Source organism: Pseudidiomarina taiwanensis, from assembly GCF_003987435.1.
Lineage (GTDB): Bacteria > Pseudomonadota > Gammaproteobacteria > Enterobacterales > Alteromonadaceae > Pseudidiomarina > Pseudidiomarina taiwanensis.
In genome coordinates this window covers 61,474-74,894 of the sequence record NZ_PIQG01000005.1, presented here as the reverse complement: position 1 = coordinate 74,894, position 13,421 = coordinate 61,474, and the positions used below count along the sequence as shown (strand labels likewise).

The window sequence follows — 13,421 nt, the reverse complement described above, 5'->3', positions numbered from 1 at the left end:
TGTTAAACATACACAGGAGAACTGTCATGTTACATCTTTATCAGGGTTTACTTTTCACCCATATCTTGGCGGGCTCATTATCGCTTTTGCTGTTTTGGGTTCCAGCCTTAACTCGCAAAGGCAGTTTGAACCACAAAAAGTTTGGGCGGTATTACGGGTTCAGTATGAATACGGTGGCATTTACGGGGATCGCAATGTCGACTCTTACACTGCTACTGACCTCTGTGGTGAAACCTGAACTCTACACCGTTCCTCATCTTGCCGAGGCTAGGGTTGAGTACGCTCAACTGTTTGCGTGGTTTCTTCTGCATTTAAGTATTTTAATTCATAGTGCCATCTACTATGGGAATGCGGTTCTCAACCACAAAGCTAACCATAGTGGATTAAAGCAGCCATATCTTATTACGATTCTTGCTGTACTTGCCCTCAATGGATTGGCGCTTGCTATTGTTGGCGTTCTCAATAATCTGGTTCTGCACATCGCTTTTGGCGCGCTTGGCTTTTGGATTGGCTTTTCTAATCTGAAATTCATCTTCGCTCAAAACTACTCCAGAAAGGCATGGCTACGCGAGCATCTTGGCGCATATATCGGCTCGGGTATCGGAGCTTATACCGCGTTTATCGTGTTTGGTGCTGCGACAGTGCTTTCCGCAACTGGCTCAATCTACACCGCGCTATGGATAGCTCCAGGAATTGTCGGCACGCTCTTTATCATTAAATTATCAAAAAAATATGACCCGCCAACAGTTCCAAAAACTGTTGGAAAGAAAAATATTTAGAACAAGAAATTATTATGAATGTACTAACACTCCCCCTCAGAATGAGTGTGATAACCATTGCACTGGTATTGTCTTCAAGTTTGCATGCCAACACTCAAGAGGCTTCCGTTGAGAGCCTCATCGAAAACATTGAAACGCACTTCCCAGATTTCCTTGGCGATGCGGAAAACTATATGGAGCAAGCATTAGAGCTGGCTCCAGATAACCCGAAAGTGAATTATTACTGCGGGATGATCTACGGATTACGCGCCAGTGAAGGTTTTATGAAAGCGATTAGATTTGCCGGAAAAAGCCGAAACTGCCTAGAACAAGCTGTAGCGATTGAACCCGATAACCTGCAATACAGAGAGGCGCTATTTAACTATTACTTAAATGCGCCGGGTATTGTTGGTGGCGGAGAAGACCGAGCAAAACAAGAAGTAATTAACATTCAGGAATTGAATCGAGAGGCCGGAGCTATCGCTCATTTACGTGTTATCAATGTGTTTCATTCCCGCCAATATGGCGACGAGTTACAGCGCTTGGCAACGCAATATCCTGAATTTGCCGGTGTTCAATTAAGACTCGGTTTGAATCTGCAGGAACAAGGAAAGTACAGCGACGCACATTCTGCGTTTCTGCGTTCAGCAGAGCTGACCCAACTCCAACAAGACAAGCGCGATATTTACTTGAATGGTCTATATCAAATCGCAAGAAATGCGGTCTTCAGTGAAGACAATATTGTTGAAGGTATTAACGCTTTAACGCAATACCTAGAGGAATACGACAGTGCCATTGAAATTCCTGAAATAGCATGGGCTTATGCGAGAATGGCGCAACTACAAAGCCTTGCCCAAAACGATGACGCTGTTGGGCATTACAAGTCTCTTGCAGAGGAACACGGCCAAGCGAATGACCGTGCTTTACATGACCTATTGGCTGCGCTCTAAAGGCTCAGAAAACAGAGTGATGGGCAATAAGCAGCTTATAGCCACATTAGTATTTAAGGTGGCTCTTTTTTCAAAAAGCTCCGAGTTCACCAGTCTCGCCACGGATGTGACAACACAGGTGCATTCGGGCGGACTAGTCATCCTTGCGCATACCGTTACTATGATCTATTCGCTATTATTAGTGAGGCTGCTGTACTGGTAAGCTCATAAAAAATCAAATTGTCCAAGGTTACCAAGCTAGGAACCTAAGACTTTTCTAGTAAACTTAAAGAGTGTAAGTAATTGTTTACCATACAACCACTAATCTAGTGGAGATGGTGGCCCCTCCCAGATTTGAACTGGGGACCAACCGATTATGAGTCGGCTGCTCTAACCACTGAGCTAAGGGGCCATATTCGAATAGCGGGTAAGAAAAACGGGCGGAAGTATAGAAAATTTCCGCCCGCTTGTCATGACTGGAATTGCAATTTATTCGTCTAAGAAGCTCTTTAATTGCTCAGAGCGACTTGGGTGACGCAACTTGCGCAGAGCTTTTGCTTCGATCTGACGGATCCGCTCACGGGTTACGTCAAACTGTTTACCGACTTCCTCTAGGGTGTGATCGGTATTCATATCGATACCAAAGCGCATCCGCAGCACTTTCGCTTCCCGCTGAGTGAGTCCACCGAGCACGTCGCGAACCGCGTTACGCAGACTTTCTGAGGTCGCAGAGTCGACAGGCAAATCGAGGGTGGTGTCCTCGATGAAATCGCCAAGATGCGAATCTTCATCGTCGCCAATCGGGGTTTCCATTGAAATCGGCTCTTTCGCAATTTTTAAGACTTTACGGATCTTGTCTTCTGGCATCACCATCCGCTCAGCCAATTCTTCTGGCGTCGGCTCCCGCCCCATTTCTTGCAGCATTTGCCGCGAGATCCGGTTTAGTTTGTTGATGGTTTCAATCATATGCACCGGAATACGAATCGTACGCGCCTGATCCGCAATCGAACGCGTGATGGCTTGGCGAATCCACCAGGTCGCATAGGTCGAGAATTTATAACCACGGCGGTATTCGAACTTATCTACCGCCTTCATCAAACCAATATTCCCTTCTTGGATTAAGTCCAAGAATTGTAACCCGCGGTTGGTATATTTTTTCGCAATCGAAATAACCAAACGCAAGTTGGCTTCAACCATCTCTTTTTTCGCCCGGCGCGCTTTGGCTTCACCGATCGACATACGGCGATTGATATCTTTTACTTTGGCAATAGTCAGCCCAGTTTCTTGCTCAACTTCCGCAAGTTTTTGGGTACAGCGCTCGATTTCAGGACGCAAGGTTTCAAGTGCGGCAATATAATCGCCTTTACCTTCGAGCGCCTTATCTAGCCAGCTGAGGTTATTCTCGTGGCCAACAAATAACTTCATGAATGCCCGTTTTGGCATTTTCGCTTGTTCGACCACCATCTTCATGATCAGGCGCTCTTGCACCCGCACGCGATGCATCATATCGCGCATGTCTTTGACTAAGCGGTCAAACTGTTTTGGGACTAACCGGAATTGTTTGAACAATTCACTTAGCGCTTCGATTTGCTCGCGCGCTTTGGCATGGTCACGACCATGCTTGCTGATGGCTTTGCGCGTCTTTTCGTATTGGTCACGTAATTCACCAAATTTCTGCCGCGCAAATTCCGGATCGATGCCGCCTTCTGATGCATCATCATCGCTGTCATCATCGTCGTCATCGTCATCATCTTCATCGTCGAGTTCTTCTTCTGGTAATTCAGAGCCGATGTGGGTCGCACTCACAGGTGCCTCGTCCACTTCGTTTGGATCGATAAAACCAGAGATGATATCCGTCAGGCGCATTTCCTCAGCTTCACACGTATCCCACTGCTCGAGCAGGAAGTTGATTGCTTCAGGGTATTCAGCGACGGAACATTGAACTTGGTTGATACCTTCTTCGATACGCTTAGCGATATCGATTTCGCCTTCACGGGTCAATAGCTCAACCGTTCCCATCTCGCGCATATACATCCGCACGGGATCAGTTGTCCGACCCAGCTCACCATCAACACTCGCAAGTGCTGCGGCAGCAGCTTCCGCTGCATCTTCATCAGCGGTATCTTCACTCATCATCAATTCATCAGCATCAGGTGCACTCTCGAACACCTTGATACCCATGTCGTTGATCATGGCAATAATATCTTCGATTTGATCAGAATCTACAATCTCAGAGGGTAAGTGATCATTTACTTCAGAGAAGGTGAGATACCCTTGCTCTTTTCCTTTAGCAATAAGAATTCTGAGTTGCGACTGACGACTCTGCTGCATACAGATCTACCACCTGTTCTAAACTTGGCGAAAAAACCGGCCTTAAAAAGGCAAAATTTAAGACCGGATATTGTAGCAGAAACTGTGCTTTTGAGCCAGAAAATAATCAGTTAGCGAGAGGAATTTGGCGCAATGCAAGCTCGCCTGTGCCGATCAGCTGGTCATCACGAAAGACCAGTGGGGTGCATTCATCTTTAGTGGTTTCACCGTCCGCTGTCACCCGATGGGTGCGGTAATACAATACGCGGTAGCGCGTGCCGTTATCCACTACCAGCTCAGAAAAGTTAGGCGTGCCAAGTTCTGCCTGAATAGAGGCTAAGGCATCGCCTTCGGTTAAGCTCGCAATCACACGACGGTTATCGCGTTCAACGCGTTCATGCTGTGCTAAATTATCCCACTCACGAACCCCATCACCATCGGCAACCACGATACAACCTTGCAAACTCAAACTCGCTGCGACAACTGCGGCAGCAAGCGCTAATTTATTCGTACGCGTCATACTCTCTTCCTTTTTCTTACATCTAGGGTTAGAACTATTATGTCTCTTCGTCAGACAAGAAGGATTATGCAAGAACAATGCCAAACTCTTGAAGCAAGCATTTGTAAGGGCTTGAGAGAAAGTGTTGCGATGTGTAAGTTGTGAAACTCACCAATAGGTGTGGAAAATTACGAACCTTTGCGATATTTCAGCAACGTCATAAACTCTTCGCGCTCGGCACGCGTGAGCGGTGCATGTTTTTCCCGCTCAAGTAATTCACTCGCGCGTTGCTCTACGAACTGGTCAATAAAATACAGGAAGATATCGCGAAATTCCGCAATAACCGCATCCGCTTCGAGATGATGCTGCCATTGACTCAGTTGTCGCAGTGGTTTTTCTTCCGGACGCCCGCGCCAGCTTTCGAGTAGTTGTGCTGTGGTGTAACGCTGCTGATGAGTGAGGCGATGCAATTCTAATAACAATGGCATACCCGCAATATCGAGCCCTGCCAGTTCTTCGTGAACAGGCACCTCTCGACCAATTTCTGGATGTTGAATCAGTAACCCAATCGCCCGTCGCATCGGGGTCATTTTTTGTTGCGGCTGTTTCCCTTTGGTTTTGCTTGGGGTTTGAATATGCGCGGCTACTTGTGAGGTTTCACGACGCAATAAGTTCGCCAAGCGCTCGAGCAGCAGTTCACGATAAAACGGACTGGCAACCTTTTCGATGAGCGGTCGAGCATCGCGTAATAGCGCGCTCCGCCCAGCATCTGACGCTAGGTTAAGATCACGGCTTAGATGCTCAAAAAAGTAGTCGGTAAAGCTTTGTGCTTGCGCGAACCGCTCAGCAAACTTCTCGGCGCCCTCTTTTTGCACCAAACTATCTGGGTCTTCGCCATCGGGTAAAAATAGAAAGCTCATTTCCAAGCCGTCAGTAAGTAATGGCAAGGCATTTTCAAGTGCCCGCCAGGCTGCATCGCGACCTGCTCTATCGCCATCATAGCAACAGATCACGCGCTGCGTGGCACGAAACAACATCTGTAATTGCTCAGGAGTTGTCGCAGTACCGAGCGAAGCAACTGCATAATCTATCCCCGCCTGCGCCAGCGCGACAACGTCCATATAGCCCTCGACAATCACCACTTGCTGCGGCTGTCGATGCGCCTGTTTCAGTTCATAAAAGCCGTATAACTCACGCCCCTTATGGAAAATTCGGGTTTCAGGTGAGTTTAAATATTTCGGTCCATCACCTGCGAGTATGCGCCCACCAAAACCAACCACACGACCACGCCGGTCACGAATAGGGAACATGATGCGGTCACGGAAGAAGTCGTATACTTTGCCAGAATCAGCTTGATTCAATAACTTCAAATCGAGCAGTTGCTGGCGAGTTGCAGCAGAATTAGCCAGTGCTTTCTGGAGGCTGTCCCACTCACTCGGGGCGTAACCAATTTGGAAGCGCTTGACCGTTTCGCCCGTCAATCCTCGTCCCTTTAAGTAGTCAATAACTTGGCTGCTGTTGCTGTGACTGCGTAATTGCTTGGCAAAAAACTGTGTCGCACGTTCCATGAGCTGATAATCATCATGCGCCTGCGCACGTTTTTTTGCCTCGGCTTGCGGATTCACTGAAGTTTCACGAGGAACTTCGAGGCCAAGCATCGAGGCCAACTCCTCGACCGCTTCAGGGAACTCCAGACCATCAAAGTTCATGAGAAAATCGATGGCATTCCCATGCTCACCACAACCAAAGCAGTGATAAAACTGCTTGTCGGGTGCCACCGAAAAGCTCGGAGTTTTCTCATTATGAAATGGGCAACAGGCTTGGTAATTGCGACCGGCTTTTTTCAACGGCACACGACTATCAACCACTTCGACGATATCGGCGCGTTCGAGTAAGTCGTGAATAAAGCTTTTGGGTATTAAGCCGGCCATGAACTAGGGGTAATCCAATTATAAAGTTGCAGTGAGTGATGAGTTGCTATTCTACGTCCGATCTGGGTTATACGAAAGCCCCAATAAAAAAGCCGAAGTGCAAAACACTTCGGCTCTCTAATTTTGGTGTTAACGCGCAGTCTTAGTACAGACGAGTGCGGCGCGCGTTTTCACGCGACAGCTTCTTCGCATGACGTTTTACAGCAGCCGCTTTTTTGCGCTTACGCTCTGAAGTAGGCTTCTCGTAAAACTCACGACGACGCACTTCAGATAATACACCTGCTTTTTCGCAAGAGCGCTTGAAGCGACGTAACGCTACGTCAAACGGCTCGTTTTCTTTAACTTTAACAACTGGCATTAAAATCTCACCTCAATGAAAATTCTGTTGTTGATCAAAAATGGTGCGCAATTCTAACCATTCCGCCAAACGATGTAAAGTCGGATCGATGAATAATTGATCCTAACCCTCGCGGCTCAGATCATTTTCAATTACACTAAGCACTTACCGTTCCAACCACTTATTTTTTGCGGCTTAGGAGTCGATATCCAATGTTGGAAACCTTTCTGTTTCAATTCACATCCCTGTTCACCATGATCAATCCGGTGGCGGCGATCCCGATCTATATTGCGCTAACTGAGGCGATGTCACCTAAAGCGGCACGCTGGGTCGCGATGCGTGCAGCTGTGACCGCTTGTATTGCCCTGACCGTATTTGCTTTCATCGGGGATGCGATATTTAACTTTTTTAGCATATCTGTCAATGGCTTACGCGTTGCTGGTGGAATCCTCTTCTTTGTCATGGGCTACGAGATGCTGCGCGGACGAACCGTTCCAAAGCGAGTCGATGGTGAAACAGAAGAAGATTTTGGTTCAGATGTTGCCGTTACCCCAATCGGGATCCCCATGATTGCTGGACCAGGCGCAATCACCATGGTGATTCTCATCATGCAAGACAACAATGCACCGTCAAACTCAATCAGTTTATTTGCCGCAATTGTGACTGTCTGCATCATCACCGCGATTGTCTTAGCGAGCGGCCGTCAACTGCTGGCTCGGCTTGGTCGCAGTGGCTCTAAAATTCTGATGCGCCTGATGGGGTTGATCGTGATGCTGATCGCGATCGAGTTCGTGTTTGCAGGAATCAAACCTTACATCGTTGATATTGCCCGCGCTATTTAAGCGCGGGAACCTCTAAACCTCGCTTTGCATAAAACTCTGCAACATGTTGCTCGAGTCGATCTTCAGCGATCGCATCCCGCAGGTCCTGCATAACGCGCTGATAATAGTGCAAGTTGTGGATGGTGTTTAAGCGCCCGCCGAGCATCTCATTGGAGCGATCCAAATGATGCAGATAGGCGCGCGAATAGTTTTGACACGTGTAACAATCACATTCAGGATCAAGTGGCCCGGTATCGTGGCGATGCACCGCATTACGTATTTTCACCACGCCTGTGCTTACAAACAAATGACCATTGCGTGCATTCCGCGTAGGCATCACACAATCAAACATATCAACGCCTCGGCGCACGGCCTCGACTAAGTCTTCAGGTTTACCGACACCCATTAAATAGCGTGGCTTATCGCTCGGCATTTCTGGCGCAATGTGGTCCAGAATGCGGATCATATCTTCTTTCGGTTCGCCTACCGATAAACCGCCAATCGCATAGCCATCGAAGCCAATCGCTTCAAGCCCTTTAAGGGATACACTGCGCAAATCCTCGTACATTCCACCCTGAATAATGCCAAATAGAGCAGAAGGATTATCACCATGGGCTTGCTTCGAGCGCTCAGCCCAGCGCAATGATAACTCCATCGATTTCTCGGCCTGCTCAACTGTGGCTGGATACGGGGTGCACTCATCGAAAATCATGACAATGTCAGAGCCCAAATCGCGCTGCACTTCCATCGACTTTTCGGGAGTAAGAAGAATTTTTTCACCATTGATGGGCGAGCGAAACGTTGCCCCTTCTTCAGTAATTTTGCGTAATTCGCCAAGACTGAATACCTGGAAGCCACCTGAATCGGTAAGAATGGGTTTATCCCAGTTCATGAAATCATGCAGGTCACCGTGGGCTTTAATCACCCCAGTACCCGGGCGCAACATCAAGTGAAAAGTATTCCCAAGACAGATTTGCGCACCGGTCGCGGCAACTTCTTCAGGGCTCATACCTTTGACCGTTCCAGCCGTTCCCACTGGCATAAAAGCCGGGGTATCCACCACTCCACGTGCAAAAATCATCCGACCGCGCCGCGCTTTGCCACTGGTTTTGAGTAATTCGAACTTCATGCTTTCACCGCTTCTCTCTATTTATCGCCACAGTATACGCTAGCTTGGCTTACGGGTCACAAACATAGCATCACCATAGCTAAAGAAGCGATAACGCTCTGCTACGGCTTGAGCGTAGGCAGCCAGTGTTTCTTCCCGTCCAGCAAATGCTGAAACCAACATAATCAAAGTGCTTTCAGGCAAGTGAAAGTTGGTGATCATGGCGTCGACGAGTTGAAACTCATAGCCCGGATAAATGAAAATATCCGTCTCGGCAAAATATGGTTTGAGTTCAGTACCATCGGCTTTGGCCTGTTGTGCGGCGGACTCTAGCGAGCGAACTGAAGTCGTTCCAACTGCAATGATGCGTTTACCCGCAGCTCGAGCAGCATTGATTGCAGCGATGGTTTCAGCTGGCACCTCAGCATATTCGCTATGCATTTGGTGAGTGGTGACATCATCGACTCGCACCGGCTGGAATGTACCCGCACCAACGTGCAAAGTGACATAGGCCGTATTAATACCTTTCGCTGCTATCGCTGCGAGCAATTGGTCATCAAAATGAAGTCCCGCGGTAGGCGCTGCAACCGCCCCCGGCTTCTTGCCATAAACCGTCTGGTAACGCTCTCGGTCGCTCTCTTCATCGGGGCGATCAATATACGGTGGTAGTGGCATATGACCGTACTTTTCAAGAACTTCGAGCACAGGCTCCGCAGTGAGAAACTCAAGTTCAAACAAGCCGTCTTGACGCCCTTTCATTTCGACTTCAACTTGACCTTCGAGGATAAGCCGCTGACCTTCTTTAGGGGAACGATTGCTGCGCACATGAGCAAGGACTCGGCCCTCACCGGTGATCCGCTCGATCAACACCTCAACTTTCCCACCTGAAACTTTCTCGCCCAATAACCGGGCAGGAATCACCCGAGTGTCGTTGAATATCATCAAGTCACCTGGCTCCAGTAGCGCCAAGATATCGGTGAATTGACGATGCGCAACTGCTCCAGTCGCACCATCTAAACACAGCAGTCGGCTCGCACTGCGTTCGGCTTGAGGGTAACGCGCAATCAGTTCATCAGGTAAATCAAAATTAAAGTCAGAAAGTTTCATCGGTTCACTCCTCGACAAAGTGCGCGTACTTTAACCGTTTTGCCGGGTAAAAAAAAGCGCACCAGGCGGTGCGCTTAAAGAGAGATGACAACCAATCATTTAATTGGTCAAAAGCTATACGTAGTCGCCTTGGTTAAAAGATCACTTGCGCCTTTTTTACCTGAGCAATTAGCAATATCACGCTGGCGGAAAATAAAGACCTTATCCGTTCCATCATCACCGGCACCTTCAAGAACAAAGGTAACATGCTCATCCTTTGGCAAGGCTTTGAGTGTATTACCGTAGTCACAAAGTGTCGTTACCATCACTTGTTCAAACTGCGCAACGCTTTGTTGGCGTTGCTGCTCGCGCTTGGCTTTGCGCTCTTTTGCTTCGGCCCGCATGGTTTTCCCTAGCTCGCGCAACTCAGCACGCATGGCTTCAATTTCAGCGCGCGTCTGCTCCATACTTTTTTCGACTGCAGCAATTTGCTGTTAAAGTTTCACTTTCCCCTCGCCTTGGTTATTTTCTAAGGCGAAGTTCAGGTCGCGAAGCTGGCGCCGCTGCTCACGTAATTTACGTGCAAGCTCTGCTAATTCGCGAGTATTCTCACGTTGACCAACAAAAATTGCGCGCGCGCCTTCAACTTCAACGGGTTCGCCATTGATCACGACCTCATCGCCATCAATAACAACTTCAATATTTTGACCATCTTCTTCAAGTACACGCTGAACAATGCGAGTACCACCGGCAGTTGTACCGTCAATGATTTCCATATCAATATCGACCTCATCAACTACGACGTCCATATCATCTGAAAGCTCAACCATTGGCGGCATCGGAGGCATCGGCGGCATAGGCGGAATCGTCACGGCTCCATTCACAGTTACAAACTCAAAGCGACTTTTCCAAAATGGGACACGATACACCACGCCTTGGTCCTTTAAGTAAGTGTACTCCAACTCATTTCGAACTACTCTGACGCGCTTCCCTTTTTCACTGGCTTGCTGCCCCATTTTGGTTTGCATAATGCTATTCATCACCTCAAGTTGCTCTTTCAAGCGATTCTGAGATTCGTCTGCGAAAACCTGAGTTGCGATACCCACGCTCAATGCAATCGCGATACTAGTTGCGGTTAAAACAGTTTTCATCATTCATTCTCCTGGGGTAAATACCAATCTTCAGATAATTGCTGCAGTTGATTGGCAAAGTAGACTTGATCATCCTCGCGCTGCGAATTCACATATCGGATAAGTTCTGCCATATCATCACGACGCTCCTCGCGACTGGTCGCAAGCAAATAATTCACTAAGGTCTGATTCGCACTGGCAATCTCTGTCGCCATATCGGTGCGCAAATCGGCTCGCAAGTTACTTGCATAGTTCGCGAGGAGAACCTGCTGGTCGGCGCCATACTCTGCCATGCGCTGTTCAACCAGGGCGGTCAGTTGCTGCTGCGTGTTATCACCGAAACGCAAACTGAAGCCGTGCTCATCAATCGTTAATTGCACTTGTGCAAGCACCATAAATACCGCCATAAAGGACGTCGCTAGGGATGCCATTGGCAACCACGGGCGCTGCCACCACGCGAGCGCTTGTTGACCTTGATAGCTGTGTTCGCGTGGCCACGGGGGTACAGCTTCGGGTTCAAGTTGGTCGGCTTGCCGCTGTACCCATTCGATAAATTCATTTTCTGTCTTCATAGCGACTCCAACTGCTGCTGTAACGCAGCGATTGCTTTATAAAATCGAGACTTGATGGTATTCACTGAACAGTCTGTTTGTTGTGCAATTTGCTCTAACGTTAAATGCTGAAAAAACTTCAATTCAACCACTTGGCGCTGTTCAAACGGCAATGCTTGCATCGCACGAACCAGCTGTTGACCCTGTGCCTGACCACGATAGACCGCCTCTGGGTTGTGCCAATCATCATCACTAGCGATATGTTCCAGCACATCTTCTTGCGCTTGCGGACGTTGGCGCCGGAAGTGTTCAACGCAGCGATGTTGTGCAATCGTCATCAGCCAGGTCTTAAATGAGCTATCGCCGCGCCATAAATGAAGATTGCGAAACACTGAGATGAAGACTTCCTGCATCACATCCATCGCATCATCGCGATTCCCTGTCATCCGCAGCGCATGGTTAAACACCAACCCTTCATAGCGCTTGACTAATTGCAGCCATGCTTGCTTATGATGCGCCCGAGCGCGCTTGACCAAGCGTTGGTCAGATGGAGCAAACATATGGTTCCTTTTTAATTGAGCCTCACGAATTCATTACTGTATTCGTTTCGGGCGGGAAAAAAGTTTTTATTTGTATCAAAAAATAAAAAAGGGGAGCCAAGCTCCCCTTTTATGCAACTTCTGGTGTGCTATTAAACCACGAAGATCGCTTTCAAAATAAAGAAGAAAATAATCGACATAACCGCACCTGCGGGTAAGGTTACGACCCACGACACCACAATATTTCTCACGACGCCAAGATTGAGCGCTGCGATACCGCGCGCCATCCCAACCCCAAGTACCGCTCCAACTAGCGTTTGCGTGGTTGAAATCGGCAAGCCAGTACCTGAAGCAAGAACAACAGTCGTTGCGGCAGCTAATTCAGCAGCGAAACCGCGACTCGGAGTCAAATGCGTGATGCCTTTTCCAATGGTCGCAATAACGCGGCGCCCCAACATGGCGAGGCCGAGAACAATACCAATCGCACCGACCGGTAACACCCACCACTCGAGTTGTGCCTTGCTGGTAATCTCACCACCATTTGAGACCACACTAACAACTGCTGCTAATGGTCCAATGGCATTCGCAACATCGTTTGAGCCGTGCGCAAAAGCCATGGCACAGGCAGTAACGACCATCAGAATCGCGAACACCTTCTCAACGTTGGTATAGTGCATTTCACGGTCAGCGGATGGATCAAATTTCAAGCGGCTGATCGCAATTTTCCCGATCACCGCAACCACCACTGCAATTCCCACCGCTAATGCAATACCTTCCCAGAACGAAAAGCTGATTCCGACATGCTTTAGACCTTTTTTGATGGTGACCAGCGATATCATAAAACCAGTTAACGCCATATAAAACGGGACATAGGTTTTGGCTTTCTCGAGTGGGTTTTCTTGGTTAAAGATCAAACGTTGGGCACTGATAAAAATAAAGTACGCGATTATCCCGGCAATCATTGGCGTAATCACCCAACTGCCGACAATCCCAACAACGCCACTCCAGTTCACAGAGTCAACGCTCACACCAACTGCGGAGAAACCGACGATTGCACCAATGATCGAGTGGGTGGTTGAGACCGGCCAACCTAACCATGAAGCAACCAGTAGCCAGGTGCCGGCAGCTAATAGCGCACCGATCATCCCGAACACCAGTAGCTCTGGCGTATCGACGAAGTAAGCGGAATCAATAATGCCCTTACGAATGGTTGAGGTAACCTCACCCCCTGCTAAGTAAGCACCGGCAAACTCAAAAATCATGGCGACGATAATCGCTTGCTTGATGGTCAATGCTTTTGAACCTACTGAGGTTCCCATCGCATTAGCGACATCATTTGCACCGATCCCCCACGCCATAAAAAATGCAAACGCAGCTGCGAGGACAATCAGCGTCATGTGATACGTAGAAATAATATCCATT

General features: G+C 48.3%; 14 protein-coding genes and 1 tRNA gene. 3 read left to right on the top strand and 12 right to left on the bottom strand.

The genetic code is table 11. The features are described 5' to 3' along the window. The first annotated feature begins 26 nt into the window (after positions 1 to 26). Both CWI83_RS09595 and CWI83_RS09590 read left to right on the top strand, forming a co-directional pair. Positions 27 to 779, top strand: a complete 753-nt coding sequence (locus CWI83_RS09595; protein ID WP_126828469.1) for a hypothetical protein — start codon at positions 27 to 29, stop codon at positions 777 to 779. A gap of 14 nt (positions 780 to 793) precedes the next feature. Then, positions 794 to 1,708, top strand: a complete 915-nt coding sequence (locus CWI83_RS09590; protein ID WP_126828467.1) for a tetratricopeptide repeat protein — start codon at positions 794 to 796, stop codon at positions 1,706 to 1,708. A 315-nt stretch (positions 1,709 to 2,023) separates the two neighbouring features. Here the strand turns inward: CWI83_RS09590 and CWI83_RS09585 are convergent. The 5 genes from CWI83_RS09585 to rpsU all read right to left on the bottom strand — a co-directional run bounded on the left by CWI83_RS09585 (position 2,024) and on the right by rpsU (position 6,785). Continuing rightward, positions 2,024 to 2,099: transfer RNA gene (locus tag CWI83_RS09585), tRNA-Ile, on the bottom strand. 77 nt (positions 2,100 to 2,176) lie between these two features. Next, positions 2,177 to 4,018, bottom strand: coding sequence for an RNA polymerase sigma factor RpoD (gene rpoD / locus CWI83_RS09580; RefSeq protein ID WP_126828465.1), 1,842 nt, complete (start codon positions 4,016 to 4,018; stop codon positions 2,177 to 2,179). A 106-nt stretch (positions 4,019 to 4,124) separates the two neighbouring features. Continuing rightward, the gene (locus tag CWI83_RS09575) at positions 4,125 to 4,517 is read right to left on the bottom strand and encodes a DUF3192 domain-containing protein (protein ID WP_126828463.1); all 393 of its coding nucleotides are present in this window, start codon (positions 4,515 to 4,517) and stop codon (positions 4,125 to 4,127) included. 167 nt (positions 4,518 to 4,684) lie between these two features. Then, on the bottom strand, positions 4,685 to 6,427 hold the full coding sequence (gene dnaG, locus CWI83_RS09570) for a DNA primase (protein WP_126828461.1): 1,743 nt from the start codon (positions 6,425 to 6,427) through the stop codon (positions 4,685 to 4,687). Between the two features lie 142 nt (positions 6,428 to 6,569). After that, positions 6,570 to 6,785: a 30S ribosomal protein S21 gene (rpsU, locus tag CWI83_RS09565; protein ID WP_034733010.1), complete on the bottom strand. Its 216-nt coding sequence runs from the start codon at positions 6,783 to 6,785 to the stop codon at positions 6,570 to 6,572. A 191-nt stretch (positions 6,786 to 6,976) separates the two neighbouring features. On the opposite strand from rpsU, the gene CWI83_RS09560 reads away from it, so the two are divergent. After that, positions 6,977 to 7,606 carry a MarC family protein gene (locus CWI83_RS09560; protein WP_126828459.1) on the top strand — a complete coding sequence of 210 codons (630 nt, stop codon included), beginning with the start codon at positions 6,977 to 6,979 and terminating at the stop codon, positions 7,604 to 7,606. Here the strand turns inward: CWI83_RS09560 and tgt are convergent. The 7 genes from tgt to CWI83_RS09525 form a co-directional block, all read right to left on the bottom strand. Continuing rightward, the gene (gene tgt / locus CWI83_RS09555) at positions 7,599 to 8,714 is read right to left on the bottom strand and encodes a tRNA guanosine(34) transglycosylase Tgt (RefSeq protein ID WP_126828457.1); all 1,116 of its coding nucleotides are present in this window, start codon (positions 8,712 to 8,714) and stop codon (positions 7,599 to 7,601) included. The genes CWI83_RS09560 and tgt overlap by 8 nt on opposite strands. A gap of 39 nt (positions 8,715 to 8,753) precedes the next feature. Beyond that, positions 8,754 to 9,800, bottom strand: a complete 1,047-nt coding sequence (gene queA / locus CWI83_RS09550) for a tRNA preQ1(34) S-adenosylmethionine ribosyltransferase-isomerase QueA (RefSeq protein ID WP_126828456.1) — start codon at positions 9,798 to 9,800, stop codon at positions 8,754 to 8,756. Positions 9,801 to 9,907: 107 nt separating this feature from the next. Next, a complete protein-coding gene (locus CWI83_RS09545) occupies positions 9,908 to 10,246 on the bottom strand; it encodes a hypothetical protein (protein ID WP_126828454.1) in 339 nt (112 codons plus the stop codon). A 27-nt stretch (positions 10,247 to 10,273) separates the two neighbouring features. Next, on the bottom strand, positions 10,274 to 10,933 hold the full coding sequence (locus CWI83_RS09540) for a hypothetical protein (protein ID WP_126828452.1): 660 nt from the start codon (positions 10,931 to 10,933) through the stop codon (positions 10,274 to 10,276). Beyond that, the gene (locus tag CWI83_RS09535; protein ID WP_126828450.1) at positions 10,930 to 11,481 is read right to left on the bottom strand and encodes a hypothetical protein; all 552 of its coding nucleotides are present in this window, start codon (positions 11,479 to 11,481) and stop codon (positions 10,930 to 10,932) included. Before CWI83_RS09535 ends, CWI83_RS09540 begins: the two co-directional genes overlap by 4 nt. Continuing rightward, positions 11,478 to 12,020, bottom strand: coding sequence for an RNA polymerase sigma factor (locus CWI83_RS09530; protein ID WP_126828448.1), 543 nt, complete (start codon positions 12,018 to 12,020; stop codon positions 11,478 to 11,480). The genes CWI83_RS09535 and CWI83_RS09530 overlap by 4 nt, the downstream gene beginning before the upstream one ends. 131 nt (positions 12,021 to 12,151) lie before the next feature. Next, the gene (locus CWI83_RS09525) at positions 12,152 to 13,420 is read right to left on the bottom strand and encodes an inorganic phosphate transporter (RefSeq protein ID WP_126828446.1); all 1,269 of its coding nucleotides are present in this window, start codon (positions 13,418 to 13,420) and stop codon (positions 12,152 to 12,154) included. Position 13,421: the final 1 nt, after the last annotated feature.

Excerpts from the sequence above, each read along its gene's own strand:
- CWI83_RS09595 (WP_126828469.1), top strand. The coding sequence starts at position 27 with ATGTTACATCTTTATCAGGGTTTACTTTTCACCCATATCTTGGCGGGC.
- CWI83_RS09590 (WP_126828467.1), top strand. The coding sequence starts at position 794 with ATGAATGTACTAACACTCCCCCTCAGAATGAGTGTGATAACCATTGCA.
- rpoD (WP_126828465.1), bottom strand. The coding sequence starts at position 4,018 with ATGCAGCAGAGTCGTCAGTCGCAACTCAGAATTCTTATTGCTAAAGGA.
- CWI83_RS09575 (WP_126828463.1), bottom strand. The coding sequence starts at position 4,517 with ATGACGCGTACGAATAAATTAGCGCTTGCTGCCGCAGTTGTCGCAGCG.
- dnaG (WP_126828461.1), bottom strand. The coding sequence starts at position 6,427 with ATGGCCGGCTTAATACCCAAAAGCTTTATTCACGACTTACTCGAACGC.
- rpsU (WP_034733010.1), bottom strand. The coding sequence starts at position 6,785 with ATGCCAGTTGTTAAAGTTAAAGAAAACGAGCCGTTTGACGTAGCGTTA.
- CWI83_RS09560 (WP_126828459.1), top strand. The coding sequence starts at position 6,977 with ATGTTGGAAACCTTTCTGTTTCAATTCACATCCCTGTTCACCATGATC.
- tgt (WP_126828457.1), bottom strand. The coding sequence starts at position 8,714 with ATGAAGTTCGAATTACTCAAAACCAGTGGCAAAGCGCGGCGCGGTCGG.
- queA (WP_126828456.1), bottom strand. The coding sequence starts at position 9,800 with ATGAAACTTTCTGACTTTAATTTTGATTTACCTGATGAACTGATTGCG.
- CWI83_RS09545 (WP_126828454.1), bottom strand. The coding sequence starts at position 10,246 with ATGGAGCAGACGCGCGCTGAAATTGAAGCCATGCGTGCTGAGTTGCGC.
- CWI83_RS09540 (WP_126828452.1), bottom strand. The coding sequence starts at position 10,933 with ATGATGAAAACTGTTTTAACCGCAACTAGTATCGCGATTGCATTGAGC.
- CWI83_RS09535 (WP_126828450.1), bottom strand. The coding sequence starts at position 11,481 with ATGAAGACAGAAAATGAATTTATCGAATGGGTACAGCGGCAAGCCGAC.
- CWI83_RS09530 (WP_126828448.1), bottom strand. The coding sequence starts at position 12,020 with ATGTTTGCTCCATCTGACCAACGCTTGGTCAAGCGCGCTCGGGCGCAT.
- CWI83_RS09525 (WP_126828446.1), bottom strand. The coding sequence starts at position 13,420 with ATGGATATTATTTCTACGTATCACATGACGCTGATTGTCCTCGCAGCT.